Source organism: Seohaeicola zhoushanensis, assembly GCF_014656415.1.
GTDB lineage: Bacteria > Pseudomonadota > Alphaproteobacteria > Rhodobacterales > Rhodobacteraceae > Seohaeicola_A > Seohaeicola_A zhoushanensis.
In genome coordinates this window covers 125524-140408 of the sequence record NZ_BNCJ01000002.1, presented here as the reverse complement: position 1 = coordinate 140408, position 14885 = coordinate 125524, and the positions used below count along the sequence as shown (strand labels likewise).

At 67.5% G+C, this 14885-nt stretch carries 16 protein-coding genes and 1 riboswitch; of the genes, 7 read left to right on the top strand and 9 right to left on the bottom strand.

The genetic code is table 11. The features are described 5' to 3' along the window. Positions 1-55: 55 nt before the first annotated feature. Positions 56-388: a DUF1491 family protein gene (locus IE266_RS04695; protein ID WP_189678895.1), complete on the bottom strand. Its 333-nt coding sequence runs from the start codon at positions 386-388 to the stop codon at positions 56-58. Between the two features lie 3 nt (positions 389-391). Then, on the bottom strand, positions 392-1297 hold the full coding sequence (gene era, locus IE266_RS04690; protein WP_189678894.1) for a GTPase Era: 906 nt from the start codon (positions 1295-1297) through the stop codon (positions 392-394). Between the two features lie 92 nt (positions 1298-1389). Here era and IE266_RS04685 point away from each other — a divergent pair, with 92 nt between their 5' ends. After that, on the top strand, positions 1390-1773 hold the full coding sequence (locus IE266_RS04685) for a GFA family protein (protein WP_189678893.1): 384 nt from the start codon (positions 1390-1392) through the stop codon (positions 1771-1773). Between the two features lie 171 nt (positions 1774-1944). Further along, positions 1945-2589: a thermonuclease family protein gene (locus IE266_RS26830; protein WP_229863896.1), complete on the top strand. Its 645-nt coding sequence runs from the start codon at positions 1945-1947 to the stop codon at positions 2587-2589. 24 nt (positions 2590-2613) lie between these two features. On the opposite strand, the gene IE266_RS04675 is transcribed toward IE266_RS26830, so the two are convergent. Next, complete coding sequence (locus IE266_RS04675; protein WP_189678892.1) at positions 2614-3006, bottom strand: winged helix-turn-helix transcriptional regulator; 393 nt, start codon at positions 3004-3006, stop codon at positions 2614-2616. Positions 3007-3117: 111 nt separating this feature from the next. Here IE266_RS04675 and IE266_RS04670 point away from each other — a divergent pair, with 111 nt between their 5' ends. After that, positions 3118-3975, top strand: a complete 858-nt coding sequence (locus IE266_RS04670; RefSeq protein ID WP_189678891.1) for an SDR family oxidoreductase — start codon at positions 3118-3120, stop codon at positions 3973-3975. Positions 3976-4015: 40 nt separating this feature from the next. Here the strand turns inward: IE266_RS04670 and IE266_RS04665 are convergent, their stop codons facing one another. Next, positions 4016-4273, bottom strand: coding sequence for a YjhX family toxin (locus IE266_RS04665; RefSeq protein ID WP_189678890.1), 258 nt, complete (start codon positions 4271-4273; stop codon positions 4016-4018). Positions 4274-4598: 325 nt separating this feature from the next. On the opposite strand from IE266_RS04665, the gene IE266_RS04660 reads away from it, so the two are divergent. Beyond that, positions 4599-5219 carry a sulfotransferase family protein gene (locus IE266_RS04660; RefSeq protein WP_189678889.1) on the top strand — a complete coding sequence of 207 codons (621 nt, stop codon included), beginning with the start codon at positions 4599-4601 and terminating at the stop codon, positions 5217-5219. A 39-nt stretch (positions 5220-5258) separates the two neighbouring features. Here the strand turns inward: IE266_RS04660 and IE266_RS04655 are convergent, their stop codons facing one another. Next, positions 5259-6221, bottom strand: a complete 963-nt coding sequence (locus tag IE266_RS04655; protein ID WP_189678888.1) for an acetyl-CoA carboxylase carboxyltransferase subunit alpha — start codon at positions 6219-6221, stop codon at positions 5259-5261. Between the two features lie 82 nt (positions 6222-6303). Then, entirely contained in the window at positions 6304-6909 is a 606-nt protein-coding gene (locus IE266_RS04650; protein WP_189678887.1) for a LysE family translocator, read from the bottom strand. Between the two features lie 72 nt (positions 6910-6981). On the opposite strand from IE266_RS04650, the gene IE266_RS04645 reads away from it, so the two are divergent. Continuing rightward, positions 6982-7434 carry an Lrp/AsnC family transcriptional regulator gene (locus tag IE266_RS04645; protein ID WP_189678886.1) on the top strand — a complete coding sequence of 151 codons (453 nt, stop codon included), beginning with the start codon at positions 6982-6984 and terminating at the stop codon, positions 7432-7434. A gap of 115 nt (positions 7435-7549) precedes the next feature. On the opposite strand, the gene IE266_RS04640 is transcribed toward IE266_RS04645, so the two are convergent. After that, positions 7550-8509, bottom strand: a complete 960-nt coding sequence (locus IE266_RS04640) for an L-malyl-CoA/beta-methylmalyl-CoA lyase (RefSeq protein WP_189678885.1) — start codon at positions 8507-8509, stop codon at positions 7550-7552. Between the two features lie 288 nt (positions 8510-8797). Here IE266_RS04640 and dgcN point away from each other — a divergent pair, with 288 nt between their 5' ends. Together dgcN and dgcA are read left to right on the top strand one after the other, a co-directional pair. Next, on the top strand, positions 8798-9799 hold the full coding sequence (gene dgcN, locus IE266_RS04635; RefSeq protein ID WP_189678884.1) for an N-acetyltransferase DgcN: 1002 nt from the start codon (positions 8798-8800) through the stop codon (positions 9797-9799). Continuing rightward, positions 9796-10794: an N-acetyl-D-Glu racemase DgcA gene (gene dgcA, locus IE266_RS04630; protein ID WP_189678883.1), complete on the top strand. Its 999-nt coding sequence runs from the start codon at positions 9796-9798 to the stop codon at positions 10792-10794. Before dgcN ends, dgcA begins: the two co-directional genes overlap by 4 nt. Positions 10795-10834: 40 nt before the next feature. Here dgcA and metZ read toward each other — a convergent pair whose 3' ends face one another. Both metZ and clpB read right to left on the bottom strand, forming a co-directional pair. Next, positions 10835-12022: an O-succinylhomoserine sulfhydrylase gene (gene metZ / locus IE266_RS04625; protein WP_189678882.1), complete on the bottom strand. Its 1188-nt coding sequence runs from the start codon at positions 12020-12022 to the stop codon at positions 10835-10837. 68 nt (positions 12023-12090) lie between these two features. Beyond that, a riboswitch (SAM riboswitch) is annotated at positions 12091-12166 on the bottom strand. A 92-nt stretch (positions 12167-12258) separates the two neighbouring features. Further along, positions 12259-14874 carry an ATP-dependent chaperone ClpB gene (gene clpB / locus IE266_RS04620; RefSeq protein ID WP_189678881.1) on the bottom strand — a complete coding sequence of 872 codons (2616 nt, stop codon included), beginning with the start codon at positions 14872-14874 and terminating at the stop codon, positions 12259-12261. Between the last annotated feature and the right edge of the window lie 11 nt (positions 14875-14885).

Sequence of the window (14885 nt, the reverse complement as noted above, 5' to 3'; positions counted from 1 at the left end):
CGTGGACACCCGGCAGGCGCGTAGGGCGGGGTTCACCCCGCCGTGCCCGGCCAGCTCACTCCGAGAGCCCGGCCTCGTTCAGCAGGTGCCGCCCGGCGCGGTCCTCGACCTCGATCACCCAGGCATCCGGGTCGAAGCCGCGTTGCCGGCTCAGTGCCGCGTCCACCTCGGCCTCGGCGCCGCGGGCCAGTTCGACCCAGATCCGCGTGCCGGCGGCGAGGTCGAAGCTGCGCTGGAACGCCACCGCCTTCCCGTCCAGCGTGTTCAGCTTGACCAGCACCGCGCCAGCGACATCGTCGCCATGGGCCATCACGTAGCCGGCGATGCCCTGAAGCCGCAGCCGGGCGAGATAGGCCTTAACCCAGAACTCGGTGGCGAGCCGGGTCATGCCTCAGTTGCCGTCCTTGAAATCGAGCCCCATCTCGGTGTAGCGGTCCGACTCCTCCAGCCAGTTCGGCCGCACCTTGACCTGCAGGAAGAGGTGCACCTTGCGCCCCAGGAACTCCTCCAGCTCCTCGCGCGCGGCCTTGCTCACCGCCTTGATCGTCTCGCCCTTGTGGCCCAGAACGATACCCTTGTGGCCGTCGCGCACCAAGTAGACCACCTGGTCGATCCGGGCCGAGCCGTCCTTGCGCTCTTCCCACATCTCGGTCTCGACGGTCAGCTGGTAGGGCAGTTCCTGGTGCAGCCGCAAGGTGAGCTTCTCGCGGGTCATCTCGGCGGCGATCATCCGCATCGGCAGGTCGGCGATCTGGTCCTCGGGATAGAGCCAGGGCCCCTCGGGCACCTCGCCGGCCAGCCAGTCGCGCAGCGCCTCGACGCCGTGGCCCTTCTCGGCCGAGATCAGGAAGGTCTCGGCGAAAGCGTACCGCTCGTTCATCTCCTTGGTCAGCGCCAGCAGCGACTCGGCCTTGACCCGGTCGATCTTGTTGATCGCCAGCGCAACCTTGCGCCCGCCGGCCACCTCGGGCAGCCGCTCGAGGATGCGGTTCACCCCGTCGGTGATCCCGCGATGCGCCTCGATCAGCAAGACCACCACGTCGGCATCCGCCGCCCCGCTCCAGGCGGCGGCGACCATCGCCCGGTCGAGCCGGCGGCGCGGCTGGAACAGGCCCGGCGTGTCGACGAAGACGATCTGGCTCTCGCCCGCCATCGCCACGCCGCGGATCCGCGCGCGCGTCGTCTGCACCTTGTGGGTGACGATCGAGACCTTGGCCCCGACCATGCGGTTAAGCAGGGTCGACTTGCCCGCGTTGGGCTCGCCGATCAGGGCGACAAATCCGGCTCTCGTGGTCATGGCGGTCCATCCGGGGTTGAGAAGGCGCGGGCTTAGCCGATTTCCTCTCTCTCTGCTAGGGTGGATCGAGTCGCAACCAGGGGAGACCGGCCATGCGCACCGGACATTGCCTCTGCGGCGGAGTGACCTTCGCCTATGACGGCCCCGAGAACTGGCGGGCGCATTGCCATTGCGAAAGCTGCCGCCGCCAGACCGCCTCGCCCTTCACTACCTTCATGGGCGTGCCCAACGGCGCCTGGCGCTGGACCGGGGCCGCGCCGAAGGTCTACCACTCCAGCCCCGGCGTCCGGCGGCTGTTCTGCGGCACCTGCGGCGCGCCGGTGGCCTTCCAGGCCGACCGCTACCCCGACGAGGTCCACTTCTACGCCGCCCTGCTCGACGATGCCGCCGATTTCGCGCCGCAGGGCCATGTGCATTGGGAAGAACGCCTGCCCTGGGTGGAATTGGCCGACCATCTGCCGAAGAAGGAAGGCTGAGGCAGGGCGGAAGCAGGCAACATCCGTTGAAACGGCCCCTTGCTGAGTTGCCGAAACGGATTACTCATCATTCAATTTGACTTTGCCGATTTACGGGCACATTCTGAATATCACTGAATCACCAATACCAAGATGTTTTCATCACGATGCCCAAAGGAAATATGAGAAACATTGGAACCGGTAATTCTGATAATCATCGGGGGGATCTTCGTCGCAATCCGGCTGGTGCGGTTGCCGTCGCGGCGCAGGAACCGTGGCTTTCGCCCGCGCGACGCATTCACCGAGGATTTTGCCAGACAGCGCCGCGCGCGTGCCGACGGACACGATGCGTCACGCAACCTGCCTGAACCACCGCCGCCCTTCGATTCCACGACCTCGCACCCGGTTGCATCGCCCCGAATCCTGCGGGGACGGGCCCGTATCGTCGATGGCGATACCATCGTTATCGAAAGCACCCAGATCCGCCTGTTCGGCATCGACGCTCCGGAAATCAGCCATCCCCATGGCAAGAATGCCAAATGGGCCCTGATCGCGCTATGCAAAGGCCAGACAATCACTGCGGAAATCACCGACGAGGATGTCCACGGCCGCATGGTTGCGAAATGCCGGCTCGAGGACGGCCGCGACCTTTCGGCGGAAATGGTAAAGCGCGGCCTGGCAATTGATTGGCCGAAATTCTCCGGCGGCGTTTATCTTCCGATGGAAACCGCCGATGCGCGCCGGAAACTCTGGCTGGCGGATGCCCGCCAGAAGGGGCGGATGGACGTCTGGGAGCGGTTCGAGGCCCGGCAGGCGAAAACCGCGCCGCGGGACTGATCCCCCCAGCGATAAGGCCCCTGCCTACGCCTCCGCGCCGAAGGCCTCGCGCGCCACCAGGATCGCCGGCATGTGCTCGTCCGCCCAGTCGACCAGCGTGAGGATCCGCGCCAGGAACGACTGCCCCATCGGCGTCAGGCTGTAGCTCACCCCCGGCGGCTTCGTGTCGTGCACCTCGCGCCGCACCAGCCCGTCGCGCTCGAGATCGCGCAGCGACTGCGCCAGCATCCGCTTCGAGATATCTGGCAGCCCACGGAACAGCGCGTTGAACCGCTGCGGGCCGTTGCCCAGCTCCATCAGCACCAGCGTCGGCCACTTCGCCGAGACATGGTCCAGCACCTGCCGCACGGGGCAATTGGCCGGATCGAAGCCCTGGATACGCCAGGCTTCGAGCCGGCCATCGGTGGTGTTTCGCACGGTCAGGATCCCTCGTTGTTACCTTGTGACCAAATACTGCCTCCTTGTCAGGGGCCGCAAAGGTCTCCAAATGAGACTAGTATTCGATTCGAGACCGGAAAGGAACAGACCATGGCGACCTATCTCGTGACCGGTGCATCCGGGCAACTTGGCAGGCTGGTGATCGCGCAACTCGCGGAACTGGTGCCCCTCGACAGCATCATCGCGCTGGTGCGCACAGAAAAGGCCCGCGCGGCCTATGCGGCCGAGGGCATCACCGCCCGCCTCGCCGACTACGAGAACCCCGCGAACCTGCGCGCCGCGCTGGCCGGGGTCGACCGGATGCTGCTGATCTCCTCCTCCGAGGTCGGGCGGCGCGCGCCGCAGCACGCCAATGTGATCGCGGCCGCCAGGGAGGCGGGCGTCGGCTTCATCGCCTATACCTCGATCCTCAACGCCGAGACCGGCGGCATGGCGCTCGCCGAAGAGCATCTCGCCACCGAGGACGCCCTGCGCGACAGCGGCCTCCCCTTCGCCATCCTGCGCAACGGCTGGTATTCCGAGAACATCACCGGCACCGCCGCCCAGGCGCTCTCCATCGGCCAGCACTTCGGCGCAGCCGGCGCGGGGCGCTTCGCCACCGCCTCGCGCGCCGATTACGCCGAGGCCGCGGCCCGCGTGCTCGCCGGCAAGGGGCACGAGGGCAAGACCTATGAACTTGGCGGCGACGAGGGCTTCACCCTGGCCGAATACGCCTCGATCCTGTCCGAGCTGGCGGGCCGCCGGATCGCCTATGTCGACATGCCCGAAGCCGCCTACCGCGACGCGCTGGTCGGCGCCGGCCTGCCGGCCGCCTTCGCGGCCGTCCTCGCCGACAGCGACGCCAAGGCCGCGAAGGGGGCGCTGGCGACCAACAGCCACGACCTCTCGCGCCTGATCGGCCACCCCACCACGCCGATCCGCAAGACGCTGCAGGCGGTGCTCGGCTGATACGATGGCCCCCGCCGGGAAGACCGGCGGGGGCCTGGGCCTACCTCTGGTTCAGCTGAGCCCGAACCGAGGTGATGCCAAGCCGCGAGGCCCGGTAGGGCCGGCCGTTGCGCGACTGGAGGAACCCCCTCCGGTGCAGGCGGTGGAACAGATCGAGAGTGCACTCGCCCAGGATGTGCCCCTCGCGGGTGTAGCAGGTGACGCTGTGGATCTTGCCGTTTTCCCGGCGTTCGAAGTGGATGGCGCCGCCCAGCGCGAGTTCGTGCAGAACACGCTGTTCGTGTTTGGAGATGTTCAACGGAATGTCCCGATGTCATGAGATCAGAGCAAAAAGGGCCGCCCAGCGTTTCGCCTGGGCGTCCTTGCGGCTACTCCTGTTCCCGAAGGCGGCTGCCTCTCAGGAACGGACCTCTGACCGGGTCTCTTGCATCAAGTCTCCATCGCATGAGGCGCGCGGCCCCAGGACGCTCCCCAGATAGGCGCGCCCCTTGCGGCAGGCAAGGCCCCGGCCCGTCGAACCCCGACGTGAAAGGTACGTTGACGCAACCCGGCAACGGGTTCCAGACTACGCTGATGGACGGGACGTCCACGTCCCCGTCCGCCTGGGGGGAGGTACAACATTCATGACACTGGCAATCATCGGCGCCGGATGGGGCCGCACGGCCACCAATTCCCTGAAACTCGCGCTCGAACGGCTCGGCTACGGGACCTGTCACCACATGTGGGAAGTGGCCCACGACCAGGACCGGCTGGTGCCGCTCTGGTCGGCGGCGCTCGACGGCCGGCCGGACTGGCCGGCGCTCTTCGAGGGCAACCGCTCGGCGGTGGACTGGCCGGTCGCGGGCTTCTGGCGCGAACTGGCCGCGGCCTATCCCGAAGCCAAATTCATCCTGACCACGCGCAGCCCGGAAAGCTGGTGCGCCAGCATCTCCGAGACCATCCTGCAGGTGATCGGCGACCCCGAGGCCGTGCCCGAAGTGGCCCGGCCCGTCAGCCGCATGGCGCGGCGCGCGGTGATCCGCAGCCTGGGCGAGGACTGGAGCCCCGAGACGCTGATCGCCAAGTTCAAGGCGCATGAGGCCGAGGTCAAGGCCAGCCTGCCGCCCGAGCGGCTGCTGGTCTTCTCGCCGCTGGAGGGCTGGGGCCCGCTCTGCGCCTTCCTCGGCGCATCCGTACCGGAAGAGCCCTTCCCGAAGAGCAACCATCGCGACGAGTTCTTCGCCAACATGGACAGCATCACGTAGGGTGCGCATTCATCGCGCACCCCGACGCCGGACCCGGCCTCAGGCCGCCAGACCCTTCGAGCCCATCGACAGGAACTTCTGGCGGCGGTCCTTGACCAGTGCCGCCCCGTCCTTCTTCTTCAGCTCGCCCAGCATGGTGCCGATGGCCTTGCCCACGGCCTTGACCGTGTTGGCCTTGTCACGATGCGCGCCGCCCCTGGGTTCGGGGATGATCCGGTCGATCACGCCCAGCCCCTGCAGGTCCTGCGCGGTCAGCCGCAGCGCCTCGGCGGCCTCGATCATCTTCTCGGCATCCTTCCACAGGATCGAGGCGCATCCCTCGGGGCTGATGACCGAATAGACCGAATGTTCCAGCATCGCCACGCGGTTCGCCGTGGCGAAGGCCACCGCCCCGCCCGAGCCGCCCTCGCCGATGATGACCGAGACCAGCGGCACCGGGATCTGCAGGCAGGCCTCGGTGGCCCGCGCGATGGCCTCGGACTGGCCGCGCTCTTCCGCGCCCTTGCCCGGATAGGCGCCAGGCGTGTCGACGAGGGTGATCACCGGCAGGCCGAAGCGGCCGGCCATCTGCATCAGCCGGATCGCCTTGCGATAGCCCTCGGGCCGCGCCATGCCGAAGTTCCGCTCGATGCGCGACTTGGTGTCATGGCCCTTCTCGTGGCCGATCACCATGACCGGCTTGTCCTCGAACCGCGCCAGACCGCCCATGACCGCATGGTCGTCGGCGAAATTGCGGTCGCCGGCCAGCGGCGTGTATTCGGTGAACAGCTGGTCGATGTAGTCGCGGCAATGCGGCCGGTCGGGATGCCGCGCCACCTGGCACTTCCGCCAGGGCGACAGGGTCTTGTAGAGATCTTCCAGCAGCTGCGCCGCCTTGGTGTCGAGCGCCTGCGCCTCGTCGGCGAAATCGACCGAGGAATCGCCGCGCGCAAGGGCGCGCAACTCGGCCGCCTTGCCTTCGATCTCTGCCAGCGGTTTCTCGAAATCCAGGTATTGGGTCATCCGGGGTGCCCCGTTCTTGTCATTTTCCCCTATATGGACGGGGCGCGGCGCATATGCAACTCGGCAAGCGGCCCCTGCGCGGCTAGAGGCCGGGCCCCGCCTGCATCACCGGCCAGATCGCCGTGACCAGCAGCAGCGCCATGGTGACGTTGAAGGCCATCAGCCGGCGCGGGCTGGTCAGGAAGCGCGCCATCTGCTGGCCGAGCACCGTCCAGACCCCGACCGAGGGCAGGTTGACCACCGCGAAGATGGTGGCGACCAGCGCCACCGCGGCGAGGCCACGGTCGGGCGTATAGGCGGTGATCGCCGTCATCGCCATGGCCACCGCCTTTGGGTTGACCCACTGGAAGGCCGCCGCCTGCAGGAAGGTCATCGGCCGCGCCTGCGCGCCGCCGCCCTGCGCCGGCCCCGAGCGGGCGATCTTCCAGGCCAGCCACAGCATGTAGGCCACCGCCAGCGCCTTCAGCACCGTGTAGACCGGCGGCAGCGCGTCGAAGACCCGCGCCAGCCCGGCGCCCAGCACCACGGTCATCGCCGCGAAGCCGATCGAGATGCCCATCATGTGCGGGATCGTCCGGCGAAAGCCGAAATTGGCCCCCGAGGCCATCAGCATCAGGTTGTTCGGCCCCGGCGTGACCGAGGAGACAAAGGCGAAGAGCACGAGGCCGGCGAGAAGATGATCAAGCATTGCGGCAGGATTGCCGGAAAGCGACCGAATGAAATTGCCAAATGCTGCGCCAAGGACCATTCTCTGCAACAAATGGCGAAGATCGACGCAACAGACGACCGGATATTGCGCGAACTCCAGCGCAACGGCCGGATCAGCAACCTCGACCTGGCCGAACGCATCGGCCTGTCCCCCTCGGCCTGCCTGCGCCGGGTGCAGGAACTCGAACGCTCGGGCGTGATCTCGGGCTATCGCGCCGTGCTGAACCCGGCCGCGCGCGGCATCGGCTTCGTCGCCTATCTCGGCGTCGGGCTGGGCGAGCACACCAAGGCGGCGATGAGCGCTTTCGAGAAGGCGCTGGCGCAGTCCCCCGAGGTGGTGGAATGCCACAACGTGACCGGCACCATCGAGTATATCATCCGGGTCGAGGCCGCCGACCTCGCCAGCTACAAGGCCTTCCACACCGACGTGCTGGGCACCCTGCCGCATGTGGCGGCCATCACCACCTACGTGGTGATGGACTCGCCCAAGGACCTGCGCGCCTGAGGCTGCCGAAATCCTCCGAGGATTTCGTCTTGTTTTCCTGCGAGGAAAACAACCACGCCGGGCCCGAATTCCTCGCAGGAATTCGGACGTTTTCCGCGCCGGAAAACGGCTTGCCTCAGCCGGCCGCGATCAGCTCCGACTGCTTCACGATCACCTCGGCCTGCTTGATCGAGGCGATATCGACCAAGCGGCCCTTGTAGACCGTGGCGCCCGCGCCGGTTCGCTTGGCCTCTTCCATCGCGGCGAGGATCTCGCGCGCCTCGGCCACCTTGGCCTCGGGCGGCGTGAAGACCTCGTTGGCCAGGGCGATCTGCTTGGGGTGAATCGCCCACTTGCCGACCATGCCCAGCGTGGCCGAGCGCAGCGCCTGCGCGCGGAAGCCGTCATCGTCCGAGAAATCGCCGAAGGGCCCGTCAACCGGCAGAACGCCATGGGTGCGGCAGGCGGCGACGATGGCGGTCTGCGCCCAGTGCCAGGGATCGGCCCAGTATTTCTGCCCCTCGCGCAGCATGTAGTAATCTTCCTGCGTGCCGCCGATGCCGGTGGTCTGCATCCCCATCGAGGCGGCAAAGTCGGCGGCGCCCAGGCTCATCGCCTCCAGCCGCGGCGAGGCGGCGGCGATCTCCTCGACATGGGCGATGCCCGCCGCGCTCTCGATGATCACCTCGAACTTGATCGGCTTGCTGCGGCCCTTGGCCCGCTCCACCGAGGTGACCAGCGCATCCACCGCATAGATGTCGGCGGCACAGCCCACCTTCGGGATCATGATCATGTCGAGCCGGTCGCTCGCCTGCTCCAGCAGGTCGACCACGTCCCGATACCAGAAGGGCGTGTCCAGCCCGTTGATCCGCACCGACAGCGACTTGCGCCCCCAGTCCACCGCGCCGATCGCCTCGATCACGTTGGCCCGCGCCGTGTCCTTGTCGCTCGGCGCCACCGAATCCTCGAGGTCGAGGTTGATCACATCTGCCGCGCTGGCCGCCATCTTGGCGAAGAGCTTGGTGTTCGAGCCGGGGCCGAACAACTGGCAACGGTTGAGGCGGGCGGGCGGCAGGGGCTGCAGGCGAAAGGACATGGGCAGGGCTCCGATCCGGTTGGGCGCGCAAGGAAATTACGCGCGTTACCCCTGCGAGGTATCAAAGTTGCGCCGCATCACGCAAGGCCGATTGTGCACCCGCAGCAACCGCTCACCGCGACGCAGCAAGCCGCGCGGCGTCAGCGCAACCAGCGCAAAATTCTTCGGCAAATCAGCGTAAAGACCGCAGAAGCATGCACATCTCGCACTCCGGGCGGCGGTTTATGCAAACCCACTGCGGCGCCAAGGCTTTAGACTGCCCCAGAATCAATACACGGAGTCCGCGCCATGATCGAAACCCCCTACCTCCTCTTCCTGGGCGATGCTCCCGACCAGCTGGCCGCCAAGGTGGCCCAAGGCATCCGCGACTGGCGCCCGCAGAACGCCATCGGCCAGTTCCGCCTGCCCGGCTGCGGCGCCGACGTGAAGCTGAACGACATGACCCTCGCGGAAGCCCGCGAGAAGGGCGCCAAGACGCTGGTGGTCGGCGTGGCCAACCGCGGCGGCATCATCAGCGCCTCGTGGAAGAAGGTGCTGATCGAGGCCATCGAGATGGGCTATGACATCGCCTCGGGCCTGCACAACCTGCTGCGCGACGAGGGCGACCTGGTCGCCGCCGCCCAGACCCACGGCCGCACGCTGCACGACGTGCGCGTGCCCACCGTCGGCTATCCCATCGCCAATGGCGTCAAGCGGTCCGGCAAGCGGCTGCTGGCCGTCGGCACCGACTGCTCGGTCGGCAAGATGTACACCACGCTGGCGCTGGACGAAGCCATGCGCAAGCGCGGCAAGAAGAGCACTTTCCGCGCCACCGGCCAGACCGGCATCCTGATCACCGGCTCGGGCGTGCCGCTCGACGCCGTCATCGCAGACTTCATGGCCGGCGCGATCGAATACCTGACGCCGGACAACGACGAGGATCACTGGGACATGATCGAAGGCCAGGGCAGCCTCTACCACGTCTCCTACTCGGGTGTGACGCTTGCGCTGATCCACGGCGGCCAGCCCGACGCGCTGGTGATCTGCCACGAGCCCTCGCGCGCCCATATGCGCGGCCTGCCCGGCTACCAGCTGCCGACGCTGGAAATGGTGCGCGACACCGCGCTGCCGCTGGCCCGCGTCGCCAATCCGAAATGCCAGGTCACCGGCATCTCGATCAACACCCAGCACATGAGCGAGGACGAGGCGCTGAGCTACCTCGAAGCCGTCGAGAAGCGCATGGGCCTGCCCGCCGTCGACCCGTTCCGCCAGGGCGCCGACCGCCTGGCCGAGGCGCTGGACGCGATATGAAGATCACGACCGCCGAGGAAAGCTTTCGCATCGCCGGCAGTTTCGTCATCTCGGGGCGCGGCAAGGCCGCGCCCTGGGTGCGCACCGAGGCCTGGGTGCTCACCGTCACCATCGAAAAGGATGGCATCCTCGGGCGCGGCGAATGCACGCCCTACCCGCGCTATGACGAGACCCTCACCAGTTCCGCCGAGGAAGTGCGCGCGATCATGCCGCAGCTCCAGGCCGGGCTCGACCGCCAGGGCCTGCTGAGTGCCATGCGCGCCGGCGCGGCGCGCAACGCGGTCGACTGCGCGCTCTGGGACTGGGAGGCCAAGGCCACCGGCAAGCGGGTCTGGCAACTCGCCGGCCTGGCCGAGCCGAAGCCGGTTGAAACCGTCTACACGCTCTCGCTCGGCTCGCCCGACGAGATGCGCGCCAAGGCGGCCGAGGCGGCGGCGCGTTATGGCACGCTCAAGGTCAAGCTGGGCGGCGAAGGCGACGTGGAGCGCATCCACGCCGTGCGCCAAGGCGCGCCCCATGCCCGCATCGTGATCGACGCCAACGAGGGCTGGACCGTCGCCACCTACATGGAAATGGCCGCCGTCCTGCCCGGCCTCGGCGTCGAGCTGGTGGAACAGCCGCTGCCCGCCGCCGATGACGCCGGCCTCGACGGTATCGCCCGGCCGCTGCCGGTCTGCGCCGATGAAAGCTGCCACACCCGCGCCTCTCTGCCCAAGCTCAAGGGGCGCTACGACGTGGTGAACATCAAGCTCGACAAGACCGGCGGCCTGACCGAGGCGCTGGCGCTGCGCGACGCTGCGCGGGCACAGGGCTACAAGGTGATGGTCGGCTGCATGATGGGCTCGTCGCTGGCGATGGCCCCGGCGGTGCTGGTCGCTCAAGGCGCCGAGGTCGTCGACCTCGACGCGCCGCTGCTGCTTGCCGAGGACCGCGAGGTGCCGCTGTTCTACGACGCCCGGGGCGCGCACCCGCCCGAAGCGGGCCTCTGGGGTTAAGGCCCCGCGCCCGGCGTGCCAAGGCGCCGGGCGTAATCCGTCAGGCCGGAACCTTCGCCAGCGCCTGCAGCACGTCGGCGATGAGGTCATCGGTATCCTCAATCCCCACCGACATCCGCACCAGCCCCGGCGTGATACCCAGCGTCACCTTCTGATCCTCCGGCAGCCGCTGGTGGGTCGTGGTCGCGGGATGGGTGATGATCGACTTGGCGTCGCCCAGGTTGTTCGAGATCAGCACCACCTCGAGCGCGTTGAGGAAGGCAAATGCCGCCGCCTGCCCGCCCTTGATGTCAAAGGCGATGACCGTGCCGCCCTGCCCCATCTGCCGCCTGCAGAGCTCATGCTGCGGATGCGCGGCGAGGCCCGGATAGATCACCCGCTCCAGCGCCGCATGGCCTTCCAGCGCCTCGGCCAGCTTCTGCGCCGTGGCCGCCTGCGCGTTGACCCGCAGGCTCATCGTCTCCAGCCCCTTCAGCAGCACCCAGGCGCTGAACGGCGACATCGACCCGCCGGTATGCTTCATGTAGGGCTCGACCGTCTTGCGGATGAACTCGCGCGTGCCGAGGATCACGCCGCCCAGCACCCGGCCCTGGCCGTCGATATGCTTTGTCGCGGAATAGACCACCACGTCGGCCCCCTGCGCCACCGCATCCGAGAAGACCGGCGTGGCAAAGACGTTGTCGACGATGACCAGCGCGCCCTGCGCATGGGCGATCTCGGCCACGGCGGCAATGTCGATCATCTCCAGCGTCGGGTTCGACACCGACTCGAAGAACACCGCCTTGGTGCCCGGCCGCACCGCCGCGCGCCACTGGTCGAGATCGGTGCCGTCGACGAAGGTCACCTCGACGCCATAGCGCCCCAGCACCTCTTCCAGCACATAGATGCACGACCCGAACAGCGCGCGCGAGGAGACCACGTGATCGCCCGCCCGCAGCATCGAGGTCAGCGTGCCGCTCACCGCCGCCATGCCGCTGGCGGTGGCGAAGGCGTCCTCGGTGCCCTCGAGCGCCGCGATGCGCTCCTCGAACATCCGCACCGTCGGGTTGCCGTAGCGGGCATAGATGAACTCGTCATCCCCCGCCTTGATGAACCGCGCCTCGGCCTGCTCGGCGCTGTCATAGGCGAAGCCCTGGGTGAGGAAGATGGCCTCGCTCAGCTCGCCATACTGGCTGCGGCGGGTGCCTGCGTGCACGGCCTTCGTGCGCTTGCTCAACTTGTCAGTCATATCCGATCCTTCCGGCCCGACCCACATGCGGGCACAATGAAAAAGCCCCAGACGCGGTCAAGCGAAAGGGGCCTTTCATCCTGACCTTTTAGCGGTTGTTTAGCGTGGCCCGCAATCCGGTAACAAATCGCCACGTGGTGGATGTGCTTTACTCCCGCGCGCCCGCCCCCGTCAACCCGTGTACAGCGGGGCTCCGGCCAAAGGAAAAAGGCCCCGCCGAAGCGGGGCCTTTCCGATCAATGCACCACGGCGTCCTGCGGCGGCGGGCGGTTCGAGGCCGCCACCCGATCGCCGATCAGCAGCCCGTCGGCCCCGGCCGTGACCGGCACCGCCGTCCCGTCGAGGATGTCCCCGGCCAGCAGCATCTCGGCCAGCGGGTTCTGCAGCGCGCGCTGGATCACCCGCTTGAGCGGCCGCGCCCCGAACACCGGGTCGTACCCCTCGTCCGCCAGCCAGCTCTTCGCCGCCTGGTCGAGGTCGAGAGTGATCTTCCGCCCCGCCAGCCGCTTCATCAGCCGCTTCAGCTGGATCTCGACGATCGCATCCATGTCGCGCCGCTGCAAGCGATCGAAGATGATCGTCTCGTCCAGGCGGTTCAGGAACTCGGGGCGGAAATGCGCCCGCACCGCGTCCATCACGTCACGCTTGGCGTCCGAGGCATCGGCCCCGTCCGGCAGCTGGCTCAGCGCCTGCGCGCCCAGGTTCGACGTCAGCACGATCAGCGTCTGCTTGAAGTCGACCCGGTGGCCCTGGCCATCGGTCAGCACCCCGTCGTCCAGCACCTGCAGCAGCACGTTGAACACGTCCGGATGCGCCTTCTCGACCTCGTCGAACAGCACGACCTGGTAGGGCCTGCGCCGCACCGCCTCGGTCAGCACGCCGCCCTCGTCATAGCCGACATAGCCCGGAGGCGCGCCGATCAGCCGGGCGACCGAATGCTTCTCCATAAACTCCGACATGTCGATCCGCACCATGGCGTTCTCGTCGTCGAACAGGAACTCGGCCACCGCCTTGGTCAACTCGGTCTTGCCCACGCCGGTCGGCCCGAGGAAGAGGAACGAGCCGAGCGGCCGGTTCTCGTCGTTCAGCCCGGCCCGCGCCCGGCGCACCGCATTGGCAACGGCAGTCACCGCCGCGTTCTGGCCGATCACCCGGCGATGCAGGTCATCCTCCATGCGCAGCAGCTTCTCGCGCTCGCCCTCCAGCATCTTGCTGGTCGGAATGCCGGTCCAGCGCTCCACCACGGCGGCGATCTGTTCGGGCCGCACGGCTTCCTCGACCATCTTGTCGCCATCGCCCTGCTCGGCGGTCTCGAGCTTCTTCTCCAGCTCGGGAATCCGGCCGTATTGCAGCTCGCCCGCCTTGGCGAAGTTGCCCTCGCGCTTGGCGTGCTCCAGCTCGGCGCGCGCCTTGTCCAGCGCCTCCTTGATGTCGCGGGCGCCGGCCAGCTTGTCACGCTCGGCCTGCCACTTGGCGGTCATCTCGGCGCTCTGCTCCTGCAGGTTCGCCAGATCGACTTCCAGCTTCTCAAGTCGGTCCTTCGACGCCTTGTCATCCTCGAGCTTCAGCGCCTCGACCTCGATCTGCATCTGCAGGATCTGCCGGTCGAGCTGGTCCAGCTCCTCGGGCTTGGAATCCACCTCCATCCGCAGACGGCTCGCCGCCTCGTCCATCAGGTCGATGGCCTTGTCGGGCAGGAAGCGGTCGGTGATGTAGCGATGCGACAGCGTCGCCGCCGCCACCAGCGCCGAGTCCGAGATGCGCACGCCGTGGTGCAGTTCGTATTTCTCCTTGATCCCGCGCAGGATGCTGATGGTGTCCTCCACCGTCGGCTCATCCACCATGACCGGCTGGAACCGCCGCGCCAGGGCCGCGTCCTTCTCGACATACTTGCGGTATTCGTCGAGCGTGGTCGCGCCCACGCAGTGCAGCTCGCCCCGCGCCAGCGCCGGCTTGATGAGGTTGGCCGCATCCATCGCGCCATCCGACTTGCCCGCGCCGACCAGCGTGTGCATCTCGTCGATGAAGAGGATGATCTCGCCCGCCGCCGAGGTGACCTCGTTCAGCACCGCCTTGAGGCGCTCCTCGAACTCGCCGCGATACTTCGCGCCGGCGATCAGCGCGCCCATGTCGAGCGCCAACAGCTTCTTGTTCTTCAGGCTCTCCGGCACGTCGCCATTGACGATGCGCAGCGCCAGGCCCTCGGCGATGGCGGTCTTGCCGACGCCGGGCTCGCCGATCAGCACCGGGTTGTTCTTGGTGCGGCGGCTCAGCACCTGCATGGCGCGACGGATCTCCTCGTCGCGGCCGATGATCGGGTCGATCTTGCCCTGCTCGGCGGCCTCTGTGAGGTCGCGGGCGTATTTCTTCAACGCGTCGTAGCCCTCCTCGGCGGTGGCCGAGTCGGCGGTGCGCCCCTTGCGGATGTCGTTGATCGCGGCGTTCAGCTTCTGCGCATTGACCGCACCGGCATCCAGCGCGTCCTTGGCGCCCGATTTCACCATGCAGAGCGCCATCAGCACCCGCTCGACCGGGACAAAGCTGTCGCCCGCCTTCTTGGCAATCGCCTCTGCCTCGGCCAGCACCTTGCCGGTCACCGAGTCGAGATAGACCTGCCCGGAATCGCCCGAAACCTTGGGCATCTTGCCAATGGCCAGCGTCAGCGCGTCAACAACGCGCGACGGCACGCCGCCTGCACGGGTGATGAGATTGCTCGCCAGCCCCTGCTCGTCGTCCATCAATGCTTTCAGAAGGTGCTCGGGCGTCAGCCGCTGGTGGCCTTCGCGCATCGCGATCGTCTGGGCGGCCTGCACGAATCCCCGTGCCCGCTCGGTGAACTTGCTCAAGTCCATGCCTATCTCCT

Coding starts and splice junctions, on each gene's coding strand:
- IE266_RS04695 (WP_189678895.1), bottom strand. CDS start 388: ATGACCCGGCTCGCCACCGAGTTCTGGGTTAAGGCCTATCTCGCCCGG.
- era (WP_189678894.1), bottom strand. CDS start 1,297: ATGACCACGAGAGCCGGATTTGTCGCCCTGATCGGCGAGCCCAACGCG.
- IE266_RS04685 (WP_189678893.1), top strand. CDS start 1,390: ATGCGCACCGGACATTGCCTCTGCGGCGGAGTGACCTTCGCCTATGAC.
- IE266_RS04670 (WP_189678891.1), top strand. CDS start 3,118: ATGGCGACCTATCTCGTGACCGGTGCATCCGGGCAACTTGGCAGGCTG.
- IE266_RS04660 (WP_189678889.1), top strand. CDS start 4,599: ATGACACTGGCAATCATCGGCGCCGGATGGGGCCGCACGGCCACCAAT.
- IE266_RS04655 (WP_189678888.1), bottom strand. CDS start 6,221: ATGACCCAATACCTGGATTTCGAGAAACCGCTGGCAGAGATCGAAGGC.
- IE266_RS04650 (WP_189678887.1), bottom strand. CDS start 6,909: ATGCTTGATCATCTTCTCGCCGGCCTCGTGCTCTTCGCCTTTGTCTCC.
- IE266_RS04645 (WP_189678886.1), top strand. CDS start 6,982: ATGGCGAAGATCGACGCAACAGACGACCGGATATTGCGCGAACTCCAG.
- IE266_RS04640 (WP_189678885.1), bottom strand. CDS start 8,509: ATGTCCTTTCGCCTGCAGCCCCTGCCGCCCGCCCGCCTCAACCGTTGC.
- dgcN (WP_189678884.1), top strand. CDS start 8,798: ATGATCGAAACCCCCTACCTCCTCTTCCTGGGCGATGCTCCCGACCAG.
- dgcA (WP_189678883.1), top strand. CDS start 9,796: ATGAAGATCACGACCGCCGAGGAAAGCTTTCGCATCGCCGGCAGTTTC.
- metZ (WP_189678882.1), bottom strand. CDS start 12,022: ATGACTGACAAGTTGAGCAAGCGCACGAAGGCCGTGCACGCAGGCACC.
- clpB (WP_189678881.1), bottom strand. CDS start 14,874: ATGGACTTGAGCAAGTTCACCGAGCGGGCACGGGGATTCGTGCAGGCC.